The 21,733-nt window shown below is 62.8% G+C and carries 19 protein-coding genes, 1 other RNA gene and 1 pseudogene; 9 read left to right on the top strand and 12 right to left on the bottom strand.

All coding sequences use genetic code 11. The features are described from left to right. Positions 1–89: 89 nt before the first annotated feature. From C8C94_RS08420 to gyrA, 12 genes and pseudogenes are all read right to left on the bottom strand, one after another. Entirely contained in the window at positions 90–455 is a 366-nt protein-coding gene (locus tag C8C94_RS08420; RefSeq protein WP_063460563.1) for a Na+/H+ antiporter subunit C, read from the bottom strand. Further along, positions 446–3,412 carry a monovalent cation/H+ antiporter subunit A gene (locus C8C94_RS08415; protein WP_121420414.1) on the bottom strand — a complete coding sequence of 989 codons (2,967 nt, stop codon included), beginning with the start codon at positions 3,410–3,412 and terminating at the stop codon, positions 446–448. Before C8C94_RS08415 ends, C8C94_RS08420 begins: the two co-directional genes overlap by 10 nt. A 115-nt stretch (positions 3,413–3,527) precedes the next feature. Further along, the gene (locus C8C94_RS08410; RefSeq protein ID WP_121420413.1) at positions 3,528–3,989 is read right to left on the bottom strand and encodes a helix-hairpin-helix domain-containing protein; all 462 of its coding nucleotides are present in this window, start codon (positions 3,987–3,989) and stop codon (positions 3,528–3,530) included. A gap of 34 nt (positions 3,990–4,023) precedes the next feature. Next, positions 4,024–5,181 (bottom strand): lipopolysaccharide assembly protein LapB, encoded by a 1,158-nt coding sequence (lapB, locus tag C8C94_RS08405; protein WP_121420412.1) that lies wholly within the window; start codon positions 5,179–5,181, stop codon positions 4,024–4,026. Beyond that, entirely contained in the window at positions 5,171–5,500 is a 330-nt protein-coding gene (locus C8C94_RS08400; protein ID WP_055402518.1) for a lipopolysaccharide assembly LapA domain-containing protein, read from the bottom strand. Before C8C94_RS08400 ends, lapB begins: the two co-directional genes overlap by 11 nt. Positions 5,501–5,621: 121 nt before the next feature. Further along, complete coding sequence (locus C8C94_RS08395; protein WP_055402517.1) at positions 5,622–5,972, bottom strand: integration host factor subunit beta; 351 nt, start codon at positions 5,970–5,972, stop codon at positions 5,622–5,624. Positions 5,973–6,094: 122 nt separating this feature from the next. Beyond that, positions 6,095–7,795: a 30S ribosomal protein S1 gene (gene rpsA / locus C8C94_RS08390; protein ID WP_304439398.1), complete on the bottom strand. Its 1,701-nt coding sequence runs from the start codon at positions 7,793–7,795 to the stop codon at positions 6,095–6,097. Between the two features lie 191 nt (positions 7,796–7,986). After that, positions 7,987–10,029, bottom strand: a complete 2,043-nt coding sequence (locus C8C94_RS08385; protein ID WP_121420411.1) for a bifunctional 3-phosphoshikimate 1-carboxyvinyltransferase/cytidylate kinase — start codon at positions 10,027–10,029, stop codon at positions 7,987–7,989. A gap of 135 nt (positions 10,030–10,164) precedes the next feature. After that, complete coding sequence (locus C8C94_RS08380) at positions 10,165–11,037, bottom strand: prephenate dehydrogenase (RefSeq protein ID WP_055402512.1); 873 nt, start codon at positions 11,035–11,037, stop codon at positions 10,165–10,167. Between the two features lie 12 nt (positions 11,038–11,049). Further along, positions 11,050–12,147: a prephenate dehydratase gene (pheA, locus tag C8C94_RS08375; RefSeq protein ID WP_121420410.1), complete on the bottom strand. Its 1,098-nt coding sequence runs from the start codon at positions 12,145–12,147 to the stop codon at positions 11,050–11,052. 54 nt (positions 12,148–12,201) lie between these two features. Next, a pseudogene (gene serC / locus C8C94_RS08370) lies at positions 12,202–13,310 on the bottom strand (3-phosphoserine/phosphohydroxythreonine transaminase). Between the two features lie 107 nt (positions 13,311–13,417). After that, on the bottom strand, positions 13,418–16,084 hold the full coding sequence (gyrA, locus tag C8C94_RS08365; RefSeq protein WP_121420409.1) for a DNA gyrase subunit A: 2,667 nt from the start codon (positions 16,082–16,084) through the stop codon (positions 13,418–13,420). Between the two features lie 224 nt (positions 16,085–16,308). On the opposite strand from gyrA, the gene ompA reads away from it, so the two are divergent. From ompA to C8C94_RS08320, 9 genes are all read left to right on the top strand, one after another. After that, complete coding sequence (gene ompA / locus C8C94_RS08360) at positions 16,309–16,947, top strand: outer membrane protein OmpA (RefSeq protein ID WP_121420408.1); 639 nt, start codon at positions 16,309–16,311, stop codon at positions 16,945–16,947. Between the two features lie 93 nt (positions 16,948–17,040). Then, on the top strand, positions 17,041–17,751 hold the full coding sequence (gene ubiG / locus C8C94_RS08355; RefSeq protein WP_121420407.1) for a bifunctional 2-polyprenyl-6-hydroxyphenol methylase/3-demethylubiquinol 3-O-methyltransferase UbiG: 711 nt from the start codon (positions 17,041–17,043) through the stop codon (positions 17,749–17,751). Positions 17,752–17,761: 10 nt separating this feature from the next. Then, entirely contained in the window at positions 17,762–18,427 is a 666-nt protein-coding gene (locus tag C8C94_RS08350) for an HAD-IA family hydrolase (RefSeq protein ID WP_055402499.1), read from the top strand. A 12-nt stretch (positions 18,428–18,439) separates the two neighbouring features. Beyond that, positions 18,440–18,826: a transfer-messenger RNA gene (ssrA, locus tag C8C94_RS08345) on the top strand. Between the two features lie 868 nt (positions 18,827–19,694). Continuing rightward, positions 19,695–19,955: a hypothetical protein gene (locus tag C8C94_RS08340; RefSeq protein WP_121420406.1), complete on the top strand. Its 261-nt coding sequence runs from the start codon at positions 19,695–19,697 to the stop codon at positions 19,953–19,955. 149 nt (positions 19,956–20,104) lie between these two features. Next, positions 20,105–20,416, top strand: a complete 312-nt coding sequence (locus C8C94_RS08335) for a hypothetical protein (RefSeq protein WP_055394110.1) — start codon at positions 20,105–20,107, stop codon at positions 20,414–20,416. Positions 20,417–20,581: 165 nt separating this feature from the next. Beyond that, entirely contained in the window at positions 20,582–20,785 is a 204-nt protein-coding gene (locus C8C94_RS08330) for a hypothetical protein (RefSeq protein WP_121420405.1), read from the top strand. A 40-nt stretch (positions 20,786–20,825) separates the two neighbouring features. Continuing rightward, positions 20,826–21,101: a hypothetical protein gene (locus C8C94_RS08325; RefSeq protein ID WP_121420404.1), complete on the top strand. Its 276-nt coding sequence runs from the start codon at positions 20,826–20,828 to the stop codon at positions 21,099–21,101. A gap of 151 nt (positions 21,102–21,252) precedes the next feature. Beyond that, positions 21,253–21,720 (top strand): Spy/CpxP family protein refolding chaperone, encoded by a 468-nt coding sequence (locus C8C94_RS08320; protein ID WP_121420403.1) that lies wholly within the window; start codon positions 21,253–21,255, stop codon positions 21,718–21,720. Positions 21,721–21,733 lie beyond the last annotated feature (13 nt).

The raw sequence follows: 21,733 nt of genomic DNA, 5'->3' as shown, positions 1-21,733 counted from the left end.
GCATCGAGGGCTGCGTCCCCCTGCCCGCAGTGCGCAGCGCTGCGAGAGCGGGGGGAAGCGGCGAAGCCGCTCAGGGGGGTGTTCTCTAGTCATGGCATTTCCTGCACGTCTTTACCCTTGGTGCCGTCCACATGGTCGGTGCCCGCCATGCCACGCGATGCCAGCAGCACCACCAGGAACAGCGCCGTCATGGCAAAGCCGATCACGATGGCCGTGAGTGTGAGCGCCTGGGGCATGGGGTCGGCATAGTGGGCCAGGTCCTGCGGCAGGCCGGGTTGCAGCACGGGCTCCTTGTCAATCGCCAGGCCCAGGCGGCCCATGCTGAAGATGAAGAGGTTGACGGCATACGACAGCAGCGACAGGCCCATGATGACCTGGAAGGTGCGGGGCCGCAGCAGCAGCCATACGCCCGAGCCGGTGAGCACGCCAATGGCCAGGGCCAGTATCAGTTCCATGCAGTTTCTCCCCGGGTGGTGGGCGCTGTGGCAGCAGCGGCTTGTTCTGCCGCCTCGTCGTCGGCGCGCGCATTGTTGTAGCGGTGGCTGCGCACCGACTGGTGGGCAATGCCGGTGAGGATGAGCATGGTGGAGCCCACCACCAGGGTGAACACGCCAATGTCGAAGAACAGCGCGCTGGCCACATGGATCTCGCCCACCACCGGCAGCGCAAAGTGCGCTGTGTGGCTGGTGAGGAAGGGGTAGCCCCAGGCCCAGGCGCCCAGGCCCGTGGCTAATGCCACCAGCAGGCCCACGCCGATCCAGCGGCGCGGGTACAGCGGCAGGTGGGCCTCGACCCACGAGGTGCCCGAGACGATGTACTGCAGCAGCAGCGCCACCGAGAACACCAGCCCGGCCACAAAGCCGCCGCCGGGCTCGTTGTGCCCACGCATGAAAAGGTACATGGACACCAGCGTGGCAAACGGCAGCAGCAAGCGTACCAGCACGGCGGGCACCATGAGGTAGCCCACGGCGGTGTCGGCAGTCTGGCGCGGGTTGGAGAGGTCGGTGTCCACATCGGCGGGCAGTGCGCGCTGCTGGGGCGGCAGGTCCATCACCTCGCGCGCAGGGCGGAAGCGCCGCAGCAGCGCATACACCGTGAGCGCCACAATGCCCAGTACCACGATCTCGCCAAAGGTGTCAAAGCCCCGGAAGTCCACCAGCATGACGTTGACCACGTTGGTGCCGCCCCCGTCGGTAAGGGCGCGCTCCAGGAAGAAGGTGGAGGTGCTGTCGGGGAAAGGGCGGCTCATCATCGCGAACGACAACAGCGCCATGCCTGCGCCCGCGCTCAACGCCAGTGCCAGGTCCCGGTAGCGGCGCAGCTGGGTCCGGCGCTCTTCGGCCAGGGTGGGCACGCGCAGGCTTTCGTCGCGGCGGGGCAGCCAGCGCAGGCCCAGCAGGATGAGGATGGTGGTCACGATCTCCACCACGATCTGTGTGAGCGCGAGGTCGGGCGCCGAGAACCACAAAAAGGTCAGGCACACACACAGGCCCGAGCCGCCCAGCAGCGTGAGGGCGGCCAGCCGGTGGTACTTGGCCTGCCACGCCGCCGCCACGGCGCACACGGCGCCCAGCAGCCACAGCAGCGCAAACGTGGGCGATAGCGGCAACTGCACGCGGTCGCCAATTGGCAGTCCCCGCGCCCACAGGGGCAGGGTACCCGCCACCAGGGCCGCTGCGGCCAGCCACAGCATCTGCCACTGCAGGCGGCTGGTGCCCAGCAGGCGGCGGCCGTTGCGGCCCGCCAGCGTGAGGGCGGCCAGCAGGTGCTCAAACATGCGCTGGCCGCTCAGGTGGTGCATGAGGGGCGGTGCATCCAGCATGCCGCGCGCGCGCTGACGCCGCAGCAGCGCATACAGCGCAATGCCACCGCCCAATGCCACCAGGCTCATTACAAACGGGGTATTAAAGCCATGCCACACCGCCAGGCTGTACGTGGGCAGCTCGCCGCCCACCACGGGCCGTGCGGCGGCGGCCAGGTAGGCCCCCACAGACCAGGCGGGCAACGTGCCCACCACCAGGCAGGCCAGCACCAGCAGTTCGACAGGAACGCGCATCCAGTGCGGCGGCTCATGGGGCGGGCGCGGCAGGTCGGTAGCGGGCGGGCCAAAGAACACATCCACCGTGAAGCGCAGCGAGTACGCCACGCTGAACATGCCGGCCACTGTGGCGGCGACGGGCAGCAGCCATTCGAGCATCGGCGTGGTGTTCACGTACACCGTCTCGGCAAAGAACATTTCCTTGGACAGGAAGCCGTTGAGCAGCGGCACGCCCGCCATCGCAGCGCTGGCCACCATGGCCAGGGTGGCGGTGATGGGCATCATCCTGCGCAGGCCCGACAGGCGCCGTATGTCGCGCGTGCCGCTTTCATGGTCCACGATGCCCACTGCCATGAACAGCGAGGCCTTGAAGGTGGCGTGGTTCATGATGTGGAACACGGCCGCCACGGCGGCCAGCGGGCTGTTCAGGCCCAGCAGCAGGGTGATGAGACCCAGGTGCGAGATGGTCGAGTACGCCAGCAGCCCCTTGAGGTCGTTCTGAAACATGGCCGCATAGCCACCCACCAGCAGCGTGGCCAGGCCCGCGCCGCCCACCAGCCAGAACCACTGCTCGGTGCCCGCCAGCGCCGGCCACAGGCGTGCCAGCAAAAACACACCGGCCTTGACCATGGTGGCCGAGTGCAGGTACGCCGACACGGGCGTGGGCGCAGCCATGGCGTTGGGCAGCCAGAAGTGGAACGGGAACTGCGCGCTCTTGGTGAGCGCGCCCAGCAGAATCAGGACAAGTGCAGTGGTGTAGAGCGGATGGTTCTGGATGAGCTGGGCCGCAACCAGCACATGGTCCAGGTCGTAGCTGCCCACGATGTGGCCCAGCACCAGCATGCCCGCCAGCATGGCCAGCCCCCCCGTGCCGGTCACCGTCAGCGCCATGCGTGCGCCACGCCGGGCATCCTTGCGGTGGTGCCAGTAGCCGATCAGCAGGAAGGAAAACAGGCTGGTCAGCTCCCAGAAGAACGCGATCTGGATGATGTTGCCCGACAGCACTACGCCCGCCATCGCGCCCATGAAAGCCAGGAAGAATGAGAAGAAGCGCGGCACCGGGTCGGCGGGGGACATGTAGTAGCGCGCGTACAGCACCACCAGACTGCCTACACCCAACACCAGCATGCAGAACATCCACGCAAAGCCATCCATGCGGATGACGAGGTTCAGACCCAGCGCGGGCAGCCAGGTCAGCTCTTGCCGGATCACGCCGCCGTCTGCAATCTCGGGGAAGTACAGCGCCGCCTGGGCTGAGCAGAACACGGCGATAAGGCCCGCCAGGGTGGACTCGGTATTGCGGGCGTTGGACGGCAGAACCGCTGCCAGCAGGCTGCCGATGAAGGGGAGAAGGATGAGCGTGATCAGGGGCATGCGCAGATGATTTTAGGGGTAGCTCCTAAAAACCCTGTCCAGCCCTTGCCGTTGCGCACGCGACTCCGCAAAAAAACAAGCCCGCTGGAGCGGGCTTGCTGCTTGTGAAGCGTGCTTAGTTTTTGCTAGCGCCTGTTGCGGGGGCGGGCGCTGCCGCCGTCGGTGCCGCAGTTACTGTTGCAGGTGTTGTGGCTGGCGTGGTTGCCGTTGCGGCGTCCTTGTCAGCGCCGCCACGGGCTTTGCGATCTGCTGCGTGGGGGCTGCTGTGCTTCTTGTTGTTTTTGGCTTCTGCCTTGGCGGCTGCCGCCGCGCTGTACTTCTTGCCGTTGACGGTCAGGCCCTCTTTGGAGAAGTTGACGGCACTCTTGTTACCCACGCCGCCCACACGGCCGATGAAGTCGGCCCAGTCTTTGAAGGCAGCGTTCCGCCGCTCTTGCAGGATGCGCCCCGACAAGCCGGGGCCGATGCCCTTGATGCCGTCGAGTTCAGCCTCGGTAGCGGTGTTCACGTCCACGGCGGCCCAGGCGGCGGTAGCGAGCAGGGTGGCAACCAGCAGGGTTAGCAGTTTTTTCAGCATGGCGAGGAGCTTAGGGTGTTGAGGATGAAGGCTCTTAGAGTTCTTCGACCCGGCGCGCCGGGTAGCTGTCCCAGGTCTGGCAGCCGGGGCATTGCCAGAAATGCTGGCGCGCTTCAAAACCGCAGGCCGCGCAGCGATAGCGGGTGAGGGGTTTGACGGCATGGTCCAGCGCACGTTGAACCTGGGGGTGGAATTCTTCGTGTTCCAGCTTTTCGGTGGCCAGCCATTTGGCGGCGGCGACCAGAGAGCGTTCCTTGTCCAGGTGCTCCACATAGCGCTGGCGGGCAGACGAGCGGGTGGCTTCGTCGGCAGCTTCCATCGCCACGATGCTTTCCAGCACGTCGAGCGAAGGCGCTTGCGCATAGTGGGCGTGCAGCAGGGCGTGGACTTCGGGCGTGCGGCCAGTGGCTGTAGCGGCTTCGACCATCAGCGGGGCGGCCAGGGGCAGAGCAGCGGGGTTGCGCTCGCCCAGCGTCTTGAGGGTGGACAGCACGGCGGCCGGCTGGCCCATCAGGCGTTGCAGGCGCGCCAGTTCGATGCGTGCGCGCGCTGCCTCGGGGGCGGCAGCCACGGCTTGGTCCAGCAGGGCCTGGGCGCCGGGCAGGTCGCCCTGCGCGATCAGCGCCAAGGCCTGCTCGCACAGGTAGTGCGCCTGCCGCGTGCTGAAGTCGCCCTGGTCGGCGGCGTGCATCTTGCGGGCAATGCTGGCGGCGTGGGGCCAGTCGCGCGAGCGTTCGTAAATGGCGAGCAGCGCCAGGCGCGCCTGGGCCTCGAACGGGGTGCCTTCCAGCCGCTGCAGCGCGTCTTCGGCGCGGTCGAGCAGCCCGGCCTTCAGGAAGTCGAGGGCCAGCGCATGCTGGGCACGTTCGCGGTCGGTGCGGGAGAGGTCGCCGCGAGAGAGCAGATGCTCATGCACACGCACGGCGCGGTCGTATTCGCCCCGGCGGCGAAACAGATTGCCAAGGGCGAAGTGCAGCTCGGAGGTGTCGGGGTCGTTCTGCACGGCCTCGATGAAGGCGTCGATGGCCTGGTCCTGCTGTTCGTTGAGCAGGAAGTTCAGGCCCTTGAAGTAGGCCTTGGGCGCGCGGCGGTTTTCTGCACGCAGTTGGCGCAGGTCAAAACGCGAAGCCAGCCAGCCCAGCACAAAGGCCACGGGCAGACCCAGCAGGATCCAGGTCAGGTCAAATTCCATGGGCGGAAGGCAGGTCGGGCGGTGGTGGCGGGGCGGGGGGCATGGAGCCCGCTGCTGCGGAGGATGCCACGGGCGTTGGCGCTGCCACCGCTGCATGGGCGCGTCGCGCTGCGGTGCGGTGCCTCCACCAGCGCGGCACCATGCCCAGCACTCCCACGGCCAGGCCCGCTGAAAATGCGGTCAACACCACCAGCACCAACGGCGCGCGCCATTGCGTGCCAAAGAAGAAGTGCACGGTGGCGTCCTGCTGGTTGTTCAGCGCGAAGGCAAACAGCGTAAAAAAAATGGCTGCCTTGAGCAGCCACAGGAGGTATTTCATCGGTCTCCCCAGTGGTGGGGCGATTCTAAGAGCTTGTGCCTGCTGGGCCGCATGGCCCTTGCAGGATAAGAATTCAAGTCAAATAGGCCTCTAGCGCTTATCTGTAAAGCGCGAGCAGCTATTATTTTTGAATGGTTGTGCTGCTGGCGGCCCCGGAGTTTTCTTCCATCTCGGCGGTGCGCTTGTCCACGGCTTCACGCAGGGCCTTGCCAGGCTTGAAATGGGGCACCCGTTTTTCGGGGATGGCCACGGCCTCGCCGCTGCGCGGATTACGTCCCATGCGGGGTGGGCGGTGGTTGACCGAGAAGCTGCCAAAGCCCCGGATCTCGATGCGGTGCCCACGCACCAGGGCCTCGCCCACGGCGTCCAGGATGGTCTTGACGGCGTATTCGGCATCGCGATGGGTGAGCTGACCAAAGCGCGCGGCCAGTTCTTCAACGAGGTCTGAGCGGGTCATGGAATCTTGGGGCATGGGCAGGCTGCGGGTGGGCAGGTCTTTGCTGAAAAAAGAGCGGGCGCCGAGGCGCCCGCTGTCTGACCGTACAAGGAGCTTACCGCGCAATGTGCGCTGAGGCTCCTCAACGGGTCAGCGCTTTACTTTTCCGAGTTGTCCAGCTTGGCGCGCAGCAGGGCGCCCAGGCTGGTCGTACCGGCGCTTTCGCGGCTCGATTGCTGGCTCAGGTTGGCCATGGCGCCTTGTTCGTCAGCCATGTCCTTTTGCTTGATCGACAGCTGAATGTTGCGGGTCTTGCGATCCACATTGACCACCACGGCCGTGACTTCGTCGCCTTCCTTGAGCACGTTGCGGGCATCTTCCACGCGGTCGCGGGAGATTTCCGAAGCGCGCAGGTAACCCACGATGTCTTCGCCGAGGTCGATTTCAGCGCCACGGGCGTCCACGGTCTTGACCTTGCCGGTCACCGTCTGGCCCTTGTCGTTCACCGTCACGAAGGTCGTGAATGGGTCGCCGTCGAGCTGCTTGATGCCCAGCGAGATGCGTTCGCGGTCCACGTCCACGGCCAGCACGATGGCTTCCACTTCCTGGCCCTTCTTGTAGTTACGAACTGCGGCTTCGCCAGCTTCGTTCCACGACAGGTCAGACAGGTGAACCAGGCCGTCGATGCCGGCAGCCAGGCCCACGAACACGCCGAAGTCGGTGATCGACTTGATAGGACCCTTCACGCGGTCGCCGCGCTTCGTGTCCTGTGCGAATTCTTGCCATGGGTTGGCCTTGCACTGCTTCATGCCCAGGCTGATGCGGCGCTTGTCTTCGTCGATTTCGAGGACCATGACTTCGACTTCGTCGCCCAGCGAAACCAGCTTGGCGGGAGCGATGTTCTTGTTGGTCCAGTCCATTTCAGACACGTGCACCAGGCCTTCGATGCCGGGTTCGAGTTCGACGAACGCGCCGTAGTCGGCAATGTTCGTGATCTTGCCGAACAGGCGGGTGCCTTGGGGGTAGCGGCGGTTCACGCCCATCCATGGGTCGTCGCCCATTTGCTTCAGACCCAGCGAGACACGGTTCTTTTCGGTGTCGAACTTCAGGATCTTGGCCGTGATTTCCTGGCCAGCGGTCACCACTTCGGAGGGGTGACGCACGCGGCGCCATGCCATGTCGGTGATGTGCAGCAGGCCGTCGATGCCGCCCAGGTCCACGAACGCACCGTATTCGGTGATGTTCTTGACCACGCCTTGAACGATGGAGCCTTCCTTCAGGGTTTCCATCAGCTTGGCGCGCTCTTCGCCCATGGAGGCTTCCACCACAGCGCGGCGGCTCAGCACCACGTTGTTGCGCTTGCGGTCCAGCTTGATGACCTTGAATTCCATGGTCTTGTTTTCGTACGGCGTCAGATCCTTGATCGGACGGGTATCGATCAGCGAACCGGGCAGGAATGCGCGGATGCCGTTGACCAGAACGGTCAGACCGCCCTTGACCTTGCCGCTGGTCGTGCCAGTGACGAATTCGCCGGATTCGAGGGCCTTTTCCAGGCTCATCCACGAAGCCAGGCGCTTGGCCGTGTCGCGCGACAGGATGGTGTCGCCGTAGCCGTTTTCGATGGAGCCAATGGCCACCGACACGAAGTCACCCACTTGGACTTCGACTTCGCCCTTGTCGTTCTTGAACTCTTCCAGCGGTACGTAGGCTTCGGACTTGAGGCCAGCGTTCACGACCACGAAGTTGTGCTCAACGCGCACGACTTCAGCGGTGATGACTTCGCCTGGGCGCATTTCCGTGCGCTGCAAAGATTCTTCAAAAAGGGCGGCAAAAGATTCGGACATGTGTTTCCTTGCCACAAACAGGATTCCAGTAGCACCATTGCTACTGTTTTTATAGCTGCTTGCGGTGGTTTTTTGCGGTAGAACCGCGGGTTAGGTTATCGATCCACACAACCTGTGCGCTGGCGCGCGAGAGGAGTTGCGTGGGCCTGTGGCAAGGCCTTTCAGCATTGCCTGTGGAGCCCGTTCTAAAAAAGGCGCCACACGTTTCAACCCTGCGCAGACCCTGCGAAAGGTTGACGCTCTTGCCACCAGGCCAGCACCTTTTCAACGGCTTGTTCAATCGTCAAATCGGAGTTGTCCAGGACCAGAGCGTCCTGCGCGGGCTTGAGAGGTGCAACGCTGCGGGTGCTGTCCCGGGCGTCGCGCGCTTCCAGATCTGCGCGGAGGTCTGCGATACTAGCCGAAAAACCCTTTGAAATCAACTGTTTATAACGGCGCTCGGCGCGGCAGGCGGCGCTGGCCGTCAAATAGACCTTCAAAGGGGCGTCCGGGAAGATCACCGTGCCCATGTCCCGGCCGTCGGCCACCAGCCCCGGCAGACGCTGGAAACTGTGTTGCAGATCCACGAGCGCCCCCCGCACGGCGGGCAGGGCAGAGACGCGGGATGCGTTCATGCCGGCCTCCTCGGTGCGGATGGCTTCCGTTACATCGTCGCTGCCCAGCCACACCCGGCCCCCTTCGAAACGCACGGGCAGCGTCTGCGCCAAGGCGGCAATGCGGGCTTCGTGCTCGGGGTTGATGGCCAGGCCAGCGCGCAGGGCGGCGAGGGCGGTGATGCGGTACATCGCCCCCGAGTCCAGGAACCGGTAGCCCAGGCGCTGCGCGACCGCCGCCGCCACGGTGCCCTTGCCTGAGGCGGTGGGGCCGTCGATGCAGATCACCGGGATTTGGCCAGTGGCAGTGCTTGCCACCGAGAACAGGGCTTCAAAGTAATCCGGGAAGGTCTTCGCCACGCATTTGGGGTCTTCAATGCGCACGGGCAGGCCCGCCGGGTTGAACGCCGCCAGCGAGAAACACATGGCCACGCGGTGGTCGTCGTAGGTGTGAATGCTGGCTGCTTTCCAGTCTTGGACTTGGGCAGGTGGCGTGACGCGGATGAAGTCCGCCCCTTCTTCCACCGTGGCTCCGAGCTTGCGCAGTTCGTTGGCCATGGCGGCGATACGGTCGGTTTCCTTCACGCGCCAGCTGGCGATGTTGCGCAGCGTGGTGGTGCCCTCGGCATACAGCGCCATCACGGCCAGCGTCATGGCTGCGTCGGGGATGTGGTTGCAGTCGAGGTCGATGCCCTTGAGCGGCCAGCCCTGGCCCGGTTCCCCCCGCTGGATGTGCAGCCAGTTGGGGCCACCGGTGACCACGGCCCCCATGGCGCGGGCGGCATCGACAAAGCGGATGTCGCCCTGGATCGAATCGAGGCCCACGCCTTGAATCTTGATGCCTTTTTGGCCGCTGGCGCTGGATGTGATTGCGCCAAGTGCTATGAAATAGCTAGCAGATGATGCGTCGGCCTCGACGTGGATGGTGCCGGGCGACTGGTAGCGACTGCCCGCCGCAATCGTGAACCGCTGCCAGTTCTGGTGCTCGACCACGATGCCGAAGCGCGCCAGAAGCTGGAGGGTGATGGCGATGTAGGGCTTGGAGATCAATTCCCCCACCACATCGATCACGATGTTTTGGGTGCCAGCCGCCAGTGGCAATGCCATGAGCAGAGCGGTCAGGAACTGGCTGGACACATCGCCGCGCACGCGGATGGGCGCAGCCAGTGCCAGCGCAGGGACGCCATTGGCGTGGGCGATGCGCAGCGGCGGGTAGCCGTCGTTCCCCAGGTAGTCGATCTGGCAGCCCAGCTGGCGCAGTGCATCCACCAGGTCGCCAATAGGGCGCTCGTGCATGCGCGGGACGCCCGACAGCTCGAATTCACCGCCCAGCAAAGCCAGTGCGGCCGTCAGCGGGCGCATGGCGGTGCCAGCATTGCCCATGAAGAGCTTGGCGGGTGATTGGGGGGCGCGGCCACCCAGGCCCGTGATGTGCACGGTGCTGCCCGCCTCGTCCACGGTGCAGCCAATCTGGCGCAGCCCATCGAGCATGACGCGGGTGTCGTCGGACGCCAGCAGGTCGTGCACGGTGGTGGTGCCATTGCTCAGCGCCGCCAGCAGCAGCACCCGGTTGGAGATGCTCTTGGAGCCCGGCAGGTGGACTTCACCTGCAGCGGCTTGCAAGGGGGGCAGGTCAATAAATGCGGTGCTGTACATCGGTATCTTTCGTCCATTGGTCCAAGCGCCCGTCATTACTGGCGCAGGCCCATCCCAGTGCACCCGTGGAACTGGCTTTGCCAGGCCACTGGGTGCGTCCCCCTTGGGGGAAGGCGCCACAGGCGACTCAGGGGGTTATTTTCTCTTCGCACCCATGCGCCAATGCGCCCGGGTCTCGCTGGCCAGCGTCAGCATGTCTTCCAGCGCCTGGGCATCGCCCTTTTGCATGGCCTGCTCGATGGTGTGCAGTGCCTGCTGGAACAGTTTGGACTGGGCGATCAGCTCGTCGCGGTTGGACAGCAGGATGTCGCGCCACACTTTGGGGTCGCTGGCCGCGATGCGCGTGAAGTCCCGGAACCCCGGGCCCGCCAGCGACAGAAAATCGTCTCCGGTGTCCTGGCCCGTGATGCTGTTCATCATCGCAAAGGCGAGCACATGGGGCAGGTGACTGACAGCTGCAAACGCCGCATCGTGCGACTCGGGCGACATGCTGGTCACACGGCTGCCCAGCGCCGTCCAGATGTCCTGGGCTTTTTGCAGCTGCGCGGTGAAGGTGCGTTCGGTGGGCGTGAGGATCACCTGGCGCCCGCTGTAGAGATCGGCCTCGGCGTGTTCCACGCCGGACACTTCTCGCCCGGTGATGGGATGTGCAGGCACAAACGAGCCCACTTGGTCGCGCAAGGCGCGGCGTGCGGCCTGCACCACATCGGCCTTGGTGGAGCCCACGTCCATGATCAGCATCTGGGGGGTGACCAGGTGCTTGATGGCCTTGAGCGTGGCTTCGGTGGCGGCCACAGGCACGGCCACCAGCACAATGTCAGCGCCAGCAACGGCCAGCAAGGCGGACGGCGCCTCGACATCGATCACACCCAGCTGGCGGGCGCGGTCGGTGGTGGAGGGTGATTTGCTGTAACCCACCACGCGTTTGACCAGGCCGGCCTTCTTCATGGCCAGGGCGAATGAGCCTCCCATGAGCCCGCAGCCGATCAGTCCCAGTTGTTCGAACATGGCGACGGCTCCTTATGACGAGACAGGGTAGGTGCCCAGGACCTTGTAGAACGCGCACAGGCTGCGCAGTTCTTCCAGCGCCCTGGCCACATGGGGCTGGGCAGGATGGCCGTCGAGATCGATGTAGAAGTAATACTCCCACTGGCCGGTGCGGGCGGGGCGCGATTCGAAGCGCGTCATGGACACACCGTGCGTCTTGAGTGGCACCAGCAGGTCGTGCACGGCGCCAGGGCGGTTGGGCACCGACACCACAAGGCTGGTGCAGTCCTTGCCCGAGGGCGGTGGCGTCTGCAGCGTGTGCGGCAGGCAGATGATGGCGAAGCGGGTGCGGTTGTAGGCGTCGTCCTGAATGGCGTGGGAGACGATGTGCAAGCCGAACTGAGTGGCTGCGCGTTCGCTGGAGAGGGCCGCCCAGGCAGGGTTGGTGGTGGCCAGGCGCGCGCCTTCGGCATTGCTGGACACCGGGCGGCGCTCGGCATGCGGCAGGTGCTTGGACAGCCAAGCCTGGCATTGGGCCAGCGCTTGCGGATGGGCCAGCACCACCTCAATGCCATCCAGTGAGTTGCTGGTGCGCAGCAGGTTGTGGCGCACGAGCAGGCTGACTTCGCCCACCACGTGGGTGGGGGTGTGCAGGAAGAGGTCGAGCGAGCGGGTGACCACGCCTTCGGTAGAGTTCTCCACGCCCACCACGCCGTACTGCGCGCTGCCAGCGGCTGTGGCGTGGAACACTTCGTCGAAGTTGGCGCAGTACATCAGGTCGGCCGCGCCGCCAAAGAACTCGATCGCTGCCTGCTCGCAGAACGTGCCCTCGGGGCCGAGCACGGCCACACGCTGGGGCGATTCGAGCGCAAGGCAGGCGGACATGATCTCGCGCCAGATGGCAGCGACGTGCGCACCCTTGAGCGGCCCAGGGTTGGCGTTGGTGATCTTGTCGATGACCTGGGCTACACGGTCGGGTCGGAAAAAGGGCGTGCCTTCGCGCTTCTTGACTTCACCCACCTGTTCGGCCACGAGCGCCCGTTGGTTCAGCAGCGTGAGCAGTTGCTGGTCGATGCTGTCGATCTGCACGCGCAGGCTGGCGAGGTCGGGTGAGGCTTGCGGAGTGTTCATGGATGGGGAAATTTCGGTGCGCTGTCGCGAAAACGTGGGTGGGCCGTAGTCCGCTCAGGCGTGTTTTTGTTCAAATTCTCGCATGTAGTCCACCAGCGCTTGCACGCCCGCCAGGGGCATGGCGTTGTAGATACTGGCGCGCATGCCGCCCACGGACTTGTGGCCCTTGAGCTGCAGCAGGCCGCGCTCCTTGGCGCCGACCAGGAAGGCTTCGTTGCGGCTTTCGTCGCGCAGGAAGAACGGAACGTTCATGCGCGAGCGGCAGTTGGCCGCCACCTTGTTTACATACAACTGCGAGCTGTCGATGGCTTTGTAGAGAAGATCCGCCTTGGCCATGTTGCGCTGCTCCATGGCTGCCACACCGCTCAAGGCCCCTTCGGTCTGGCGCTTGAGCCACTGGAAGGTGAGGCCTGCAACGTAGATGCCCCAGGTGGGGGGGTGTTGAACATGGATTGGTTTTCTGCCACCACGCGGTAGTCAAACGCGCTGGGGCAGGCGGGCAGGGCGTGGCCCAGCAGGTCCTCGCGCACGATCACCAGCGTGAGGCCTGCAGGCCCGAGGTTCTTCTGCGCACCGCCAAAGGCCAGTCCGACGCGTGACCAGTCTACCGGCCGCGATGCGACATGGGAAGAGAAGTCAATGATCAGTGGTGCATCGCTGCCCAGGGCCTTCAGGTCGGGCAGCTCGTGGAACTCGGTGCCATTGATGGTTTCGTTGCTGCAGATGTGCAAATAGCTCGCACCCCGGCTCACCGTCCAGGAGGCCGGGTCGGGCACGGTGGTGAAGCCGGTGTCTTCGGAGGAGGCCACGATGTTCACTTCGGATGCGTATTTGCGCGCTTCCTTCTGCGACTTTTGGCTCCAACTGCCAGTCACCACAAAATCAACCACACCGGCCCGTGAGAGATTGAGCGGGACGATCGCGTTCTCGGCCAGGCCACCGCCTTGCATGAACAAGATCTTGAAGTTGGCTGGCACGGCCAGAAGCTCGCGCAGATCGGCTTCCGCCTGTTCGTAGATCGACAGGAACTCTTTGCCCCGATGGCTCATTTCCATCACGCCCATGCCGCTGCCATGCCAGTCCAGCATCTCGGCGGCGGCCTGCTCCAGGACTTCGGTGGGTATGGCGGCCGGGCCGGCCGAGAAGTTATATGGGCGTTTCATTTTTTAGGTCAAAAAGGCTGCTAGCGCTTATCAGATAAGCGCTAGCAGCTTCAGTTTTAATAGCGCAGTGGGTGCTGCGCCGTCGGGGCTGCACCCGCTGGTCTGACTCAAGCGTCTGGTGGTTCCGGGGTTTCGGCGGCTGGCGGGTTTCCGTCGTTGGCGTTGCCTTCGATTTCGCCCTCAGCCACATTGGCATCGTTTTCAACAATACGTTGCAGCCCGCTGAGCTTGGAGCCTTCGTCCAATGCGATCAGCGTGACACCCTGCGTGGCGCGGCCCAGTTCGCGGATCTCGGAGACGCGGGTGCGCACCAGCACGCCCTTGTCGGTGATCAGCATGATCTCGTCGTCAGCATGCACCAGCGTGGCGGCCACCACCTTGCCATTGCGCTCGCTTTGCTGGATGGCGATCATGCCCTTGGTGCCCCGGCCGTGGCGGGTGTATTCAGTGATGCTGGTGCGCTTGCCATAGCCGTTTTCGGTGGCGGTGAGCACACTCTGCGTTTCGTCTTCGGCGACCAGCATGGCGATCACGCTCTGGCCGTCTTCCAGCATCATGCCGCGCACGCCACGTGCCGCACGGCCCAGTGGGCGCACGTCGTTTTCGTCGAAACGCACGGCCTTGCCGCCATCACTGAACAGCATCACGTCGTGTTTGCCATCGGTGAGGGCTGCGCCGATCAGGTAGTCGCCGTCATCCAGGTTGACGGCGATGATGCCGCCCTTGCGCGGGTTGCTGAATTCATCCAGCGCCGTTTTCTTCACGGTACCCATGCTGGTGCCCATGAACACATAGCGGTCGGCCGGGAAAGTGCGCATGTCGCCGGTCAGTGGCAGCACGACGTTGATTTTTTCGCCGTCTTGCAGCGGGAACATGTTCACGATGGGGCGGCCACGCGATCCGCGCGAGCCGGCGGGCACTTCCCAGACCTTGAGCCAGTACAGGCGGCCGCGGTTGGAGAAGCACAGGATGTAGTCGTGCGTGTTGGCGATGAAGAGCTGGTCGATCCAGTCGTCTTCCTTGGTCGCCGTGGCCTGCTTGCCGCGTCCGCCGCGCTTCTGGGCGCGGTATTCGGACAGGGGCTGGCTCTTGATGTAGCCGGTGTGGCTGAGTGTGACCACCATGTCGGTGGGGGTGATCAGGTCCTCGGTGGAGAGGTCCTGCGCGCTGTACTCGACGATGCTGCGGCGAGCTCCCAGCTTGTGCTGGCCGAACTCGGTCTTGATGGAGGTGAGTTCGTCGCCAATGATGGTGGAGACGCGCTCGGGCTTGGCCAGGATGTCCAGCAGGTCTTCGATGACCGCCATGACCTCCTTGTACTCGGCGACGATCTTGTCCTGCTCCAGGCCAGTCAGGCGCTGCAGTCGCATCTGCAGGATTTCCTGGGCCTGCGTTTCCGACAGGCGGTACAGGCCGTCCTGGCCCATGCCGAATTCTTTTTCGAGGCCGTCGGGGCGATAGTCGTCAGCATTGATCACGCCACCGTCGGCACGCGTGCGGGTGAGCATCTCGCGCACCAGCTTGCTGTCCCAGGGGCGGGCCATCAGCTCGGCCTTGGCCACCGGCGGGGTGGGGGCGTTGCGGATGATGGCGATGAAGTCGTCGATGTTGGCCAGCGCCACGGCCAGGCCTTCGAGCACGTGGCCACGGTCGCGCGCCTTGCGCAGCTCGAACACTGTGCGGCGGGTGACCACTTCACGGCGGTGCTGCAAAAAGACGCTGATCAGGTCGCGCAGGTTGCACAGGCGGGGCTGGCCGTCGATCAACGCCACCATGTTCATGCCGAACGTGTCCTGCAGCTGCGTCTGTTTGTACAGGTTGTTGAGCACTACCTCGGGCACTTCGCCGCGCTTGAGCTCGATCACCAGGCGCATGCCGGACTTGTCAGACTCGTCCTGGATGTGGCTGATGCCTTCGATCTTCTTCTCGTGCACCAGCTCGGCCATGCGCTCCTGCAGCGTCTTTTTGTTGACCTGGTAGGGCAGCTCATCGACGATGATGGCCTGGCGCTGGCCCCGGTCGATGTCCTCAAAATGGCACTTGGCGCGCATGATCACACGCCCGCGCCCCGTGCGGTAACCGTCTTTGACGCCGTTGATGCCATAGATGATGCCGGCCGTGGGGAAGTCGGGCGCGGGAATGATCTCCATCAGCTCATCAACTGTGGCATCGGGGTTGCGCAGCATGTGCAGGCAGCCATCGACCACTTCATTGAGGTTGTGGGGCGGGATATTGGTGGCCATGCCCACGGCAATACCGGCCGAACCGTTGACCAGCAGATTCGGGAGCTTGCTGGGCAATACCAGCGGTTCCTTTTCGCTGCCGTCGTAGTTGGGGCCGAAATCGACGGTTTCCTTATCGATATCGCCCAGCATTTCATGCGCGATTTTGGCCAGGCGGATTTCGGTATACCGCATCGCTGCGGCGTTATCGCCATCCACCGATCCGAAATTTCCTTGGCCGTCCACCAGCATATGGCGCAGCGAAAAATCCTGTGCCATCCGCACGATGGTGTCGTATACAGCGGAATCACCGTGCGGGTGGTATTTACCAATCACGTCGCCTACGATACGGGCCGACTTTTTATAAGGCCGGTTCCAATCGTTGTTGAGCTCGTGCATCGCAAAAAGCACGCGGCGGTGCACTGGCTTCAAGCCGTCGCGCGCGTCGGGCAGGGCCCGGCCCACGATCACGCTCATCGCGTAATCAAGGTAACTGCGCCGCATCTCTTCTTCGAGGCTGATCGGCAGGGTTTCTTTGGCAAACTGGGTCATTGGGGACTGCGGTGGCGGCGAAGGAGAACCATTTTAGAGGTAAGACCGTGTAGCGACCACGCAACATATCGAAGCAATTCCGGTTTTGTCCTACGGGCCCCAGGCGGGTGCCCCCGCTTTTGCCCTGTTACGTATGGCACAATCGTTTGAACGCTTTGGGTGATGGTCACTCCAAGCGTCCTGATTCGCAGCGCGGCTGCGGCTTTTTCCCCAAGAGGAGAACCATGAAGAAACTGAACAAAGTGGCGATGTTGTTTGCCTCTGCAGCGCTCGCAACCGCCGCTGGCGCACAAACCGTTGACAACTGGAGAAACGCTTCTGGCATCGTCTGGAAGAACGGCACCAACGAATACTGCTGGCGCGATGCCAACTGGACGCCTGCAACGGCTGCTCCTGGCTGCGATGGCGCTATCGCCGCTCCAGCTCCTGCTGCTGCCGCTCCTGCTGCTACCCCAGCTCCTGCTGCCAAGCCAGCACCCGCACCGGCTCCAGCGCCTGCTGTGGCTACCAAGGTGACCTACGCTGCTGACGCATTCTTCGACTTCGACAAGTCGGTGCTGAAGCCAGAAGGCAAGGCCAAGCTGGATGACCTGGTCTCCAAGGTCAAGGGCATCAACCTGGAAGTGATCATTGCCGTGGGTCATACCGACTCCGTGGGCTCCGATGCTTACAACCAGAAGCTGTCGGTGCGTCGTTCCGAAGCCGTGAAGGCTTACTTGGTGTCCAAGGGCATCGAAAAGAACCGCGTCTACACCGAAGGCAAGGGCGAAAAGCAACCCGTGGCTGACAACAAGACTGCCGAAGGCCGTGCGAAGAACCGTCGCGTGGAAATCGAAGTGGTCGGTACCCGCGCTTCCAAGTAATCCTCGGATTGCTTCCCAAAAAAGCCCCGTTATCGGGGCTTTTTTGCGTCTGGGGTTTTTTGCCCATTGCCTTTCGTCGTGGAGAATCAGTGCATGAGTGAAATCGTCAATGCAGATCCGGCCGAACTGGCCAAGTTTTCGGAATTAGCCCATCGCTGGTGGGATCCTGAAAGTGAATTTCGCCCCTTGCACCAGATTAATCCTTTGCGGCTCGACTGGATCAATACGCAGTGCAGCCTGTCAGGCAAGCGCGTACTGGATGTTGGCTGTGGCGGCGGTATTTTGGCCGACTCCATGGCCCGCAAAGGCGCGGACGTGTTGGGTATTGACCTGGCTTCCAAGGCACTGCGAGTGGCCCAGTTGCACGCGCTGGAGGCCCAGACCACCAATATCCAGTACCGAGAAGTCAGTGTGGAGGCGCTCGCCAAAGAGCAACCCGCCAGCTTTGACGTGGTTACCTGCATGGAAATGCTCGAGCATGTGCCTGATCCTGCATCGGTTGTGCGAGCCTGCTCTGAGCTCGTGAAACCGGGCGGATGGGTGTTCTTTTCGACCATACACCGAAGTGCCAAGGCTTTCATGCTGGCCATTGTGGGCGCTGAATATGTATTGAACATGCTGCCCCGTGGAACGCATGAATACGCCAAGATGATTCGACCCAGCGAACTGGCCGCCAGCTGCCGCAGTGCGGGCCTTGACGTGCAGACCACCCGAGGCCTGGAGTACAACCCCCTTACGCGACGTTACTGGTTGAGCAGCGACACCAGTGTGAACTACCTGTTTGCCACGCGGCGCGCAGCCTGAGGCCGCGCCTATGTTTCAAAATATCCGCGCGGTGCTGTTTGACCTGGATGGAACACTGATTGACAGCGCCCCTGATTTAGGCGCTGCTGCCGACAAGATGCGCACGGACCGTGGTTTGCCCTCCCTGCCGTTGGAGCGCTATCGTCCGATGGCCGGTGCTGGCGCCCGTGGCATGTTGGGCGAGGCATTTGGCATGGCGCCCGACCATCCTGACTTTCTGACCATGCGCGAGGAGTTCTTCGTGAACTATGAGTCGTGCATGACAGAACGCACCAGCATTTTTGAGGGGGTGCCGGAGCTGGTATCCCAGATCCTCCGCCGCAATCTGGCATGGGGCGTGGTGACCAACAAGGCGACCCGCTTTACGGACCCTCTGACCCGCGCCATTCCACTGTTTGCGACCGCAGGAGCGGTGATCAGCGGAGATACCACTCCCCATGCAAAACCCCATCCAGCCCCTTTGCTCGAAGCGGCGTCGCGCTTGAAACTGGAGCCGGGGCAGTGCATCTATGTGGGGGACGATGAGCGCGACATTCTTGCAGGCCTCGCTGCGGGCATGGGAACTGTCGCAGCAACCTACGGATACCTGGGGGCCAAGACCAATCCGACGGAGTGGGGCGCCCATGCTGCAATTAAATCTCCGGTCGAGCTCTTGCAATTGCTTGTACGCACCTAAAATAGAGGGTCTGGGGCTGTCCTGGTTTCGACGTGGGTTCGGAATCGGTGTGGTGCATGTCGAGCTTGAGTCACGCTCGTAAATCTCGATTTAAAAAACTAACTGCAAACGACGAACGTTTCGCACTCGCTGCTTAATTGCCAGTGAGCCTTGCAACAGTTGGCCGATGGGCTGGGCAAGGGGGTTCTGAGCAATCAGTGCCTCCCGGCTGCAAGGATAATTACATGGGCTGGCTCTGATCCGGGTACCTTGGCTTGGAGCGAGAAAATAGGGTGCTGGCGGCCTGTGTAGCGTGCGACTGCGCGACACAGGCGGCGAGACTCAAATCAGATCGCTAAACATGTAGATCTGCCCGATGAAGGCTTGCGGACGCGGGTTCAATTCCCGCCAGCTCCACCACCATAACGTCAAAGGGCGTTCGCTGACCTCCAGCGAACGCCCTTTTTCATTGGTAAAACAGGTACTTACGGTGCATGGACATGCGCTGTAGTTCGCTGGTAGCCAGAGCTAAACCGGGGAACGGATGGGGGAACAAACCTGAAAAATCACCGCCTGCGCCCAGTTGTTCCCCCGTTTCCTTCGTGGGCTATTGCATCCTTGCATTCCAAGACTCTTTCCAGAAACTGCTGCATCGAAAGATCCTTGTTTGCCTCCGAGGGGCTGGTGTGCTGACCGTCGATGCCCTGGGAAATATTGGCAATTGGGTGCGATAGATTGGTCGGCAGGGGCTGTTTGCCTGCGGCGAGAGCCGCGAGGTTCAAAAAAAATAGCCCGCACGAGGCGGGCTAAATCACTGCATCACTCGCACAGGGGAGGGGCGAACCGCCAGATTTGACGGTAGGTGCATCCTAAGTCCGGTTCCGATTGGTGTGCGATGGGCCGGTCAGTAAATCGTGAAATATGTCCGGTTTACATGGGCCTCCGACGTGTCAGCAGGGTTTGAAGGTTTTAGCGCGACGAACAAAACTCCCCTGGCGGCCGCCCGTCTTGTTGTACGGCTTGTACTGCCTGCGAAGGAACGCTTAGCCCGGGCCGCTGCGCTAGGTTTTGTTCGCCGCTCTTGGCTGCAGTGCCGCTTGTTTCATACATCGCAATCGCAGCGTTGTGAAGATGGGTTTTGGGTCTACGGACCGTATCGCCAAGCGGCGCAGGTTGTCACTGGACGACGCAGCCTGATTAGATCGCGAGGTTGTAGCTTCGTGTATCAATTCTTGAGCCTCAGGGGCTCACGCCGCACAATGCACGCTCGTTCACGCCGGAGGCCACCATGCCAATGGAGTACTTGAGGGCGCTGGAGCGCGACGCGCTTCCCCTGATTGAATCGGATGTCGTCAACATCGACAAGCTGCGCATCCTGCGAGCGGCTGGAATGGTGGAGGTGCAGCTTCCGCCCGTCGATTCACCCCATCAGAAAGCCCAGGTGCTGTATGTCACCGGCCTCGGTTGTGCGACCCTGCGAGCCTGTGGAGCCCGCGTCAAGATACACCACCGGGAATCGCATTGCGATCTGGAGTCTTCCTACGACTGAGGTCCCTGGTGGGGGGATTCCTGGAAAAACTCCAGGCACCGGGAGAAATCGTCCTACAGAGTGTTGCGCTGCACCAGAAGGGCCATAGTCGCAGGCCAAAAATACGATGAAGCATCTGTATTGCTGGCACGGCCAGACGAAAGGTGCATATGAGCAGTTGGTACAAATTGGCGCTTGGCAACGACGATGAGGCCTTTGAGCCTGCCTTGCGAATCCAGCAGATGTTCATGTCGAAGTTCTTGATGTGTCCTCCAGGTTCTGGCAGGGCACTTTTTTCTTGCTACGACAAGGCGAACGACAACCTCTGGCTGTACTTTTCCCCGGCAGCGCAGGACATCGCATTGCGTGTGTATGCACAGCCGTGTGATTCCCCGACAGCACTGGACTGCATTGGTCTGCTGGCCGGTGAAGGCGATGCGCTCGGAATGGGGGAGTCTCCTTTGCTGAAAAAGGCGGCGTAGTCCTCTTCCGGACAAGGGCACTTGCAAAGCCGGCCTCTTGGTCTTACGCACTTGGCGTGTATGCGCTGTCCCACATCCGTGTTCTCTGGGCTCTGACATGCGCTCGTGCATGGGCATGTGCCAATCTTTTTACCGGCCGTTATCGGAGCGGCCTGAGGAGTAAAAATGTTGTCCTACGATCCCACGCTTTCTCACCACCTGGAAGCTTGCCCAGAGGCTCCCTCTCTGCAGATGGGCCAGCCCGCAGACAGGCTCTTGCAACGCCAGCAAACCGACAACCTGCCTCTGGGCCGCAGCGATAGTCACGGCCTGGAGCGGGAGTTGCAGTTTGCCGATCTGGACTGTCAAGAGCCGCAGGCGATGGGCTGATGACTTTTCGCCTGCAAATGGGTGGTTGCGGAGCAAAGCGATGTCGGTGCTGACACTGCACATCCGCCCGGAAGGTGCCCAGCAGTATCTGGCAAGGGTGTTCGACGGAAAAATTCTGGTCGGTGTTCCGACCTTGCACCCCGGCATCAAGGAGGCGATAGAGGCGTATGGCTTGGGCCAAGGCTTCGCGGGGGTGATTGCCTTCCATATCTGGTATGGCGGCTGGAGCGTCGGCACCATACCACTCGACCGGATGCGGACTGAGGCTGCCGAGTTGGCAAATCGCCTTGTTGTGCTTTCCGCCGTGGTCCGTTAAGGGCACTCGCAGCTATGTTGCAGGCTGGTGGGTGGCATAGCACGGGGGTGAAACAAAATGAAATAAACCGAAACTGCGTCGAGACCCCATCGACTGGGTCTGTCGGCACCATCAGGGTCATGTTCAACACCGTCCATGAAAGGACTGCACCATGAAACCCTGGATCAAGAAAACCCTGATGGGCATCTTCGGCGCCTCCATTGCCGTGGGCGGCTTGACGGCCTGCTCCAGCAGCCACCATCACCGCGGCCCGATAAGCCCCGAGAAGATGGCCGAGGTGCGTGGCAAAGTAGTGGAGCGCGTCAGCAGCAAGCTGGACCTGAACGAGGCGCAAAAGCTCAAGCTCAATGTGCTGGCCGACAAGATGGAAGCCCAGCGGGCAGCTTTCATCGGCAAGACTGCGGACCCGCGCACCGAAATGCAGGCCATTGTGGCGGGCGCCAAGTTTGACCGCGCGCGGGCGCAGACCTTGCTGGATGAGAAAACCCGCGCGGTCCAGGCCAACAGCCCCGAAGTCATCAGCGCACTGGCCGATTTCTACGACAGCCTGAACCCCGACCAGCAGCAGAAAGTGCGCGAGATGATGCAGAGGCGCAAGGGCTGGATGGCGCGCGGCTGATGGCGGGGGGCGT

It is taken from the genome of Acidovorax sp. 94 (assembly GCF_003634645.1).
In the GTDB taxonomy this organism is placed as follows: domain Bacteria; phylum Pseudomonadota; class Gammaproteobacteria; order Burkholderiales; family Burkholderiaceae_C; genus Acidovorax; species Acidovorax facilis.
Note: the sequence above shows the minus strand (reverse complement) of the source record. Positions and strands in the feature narration are given on the sequence as shown.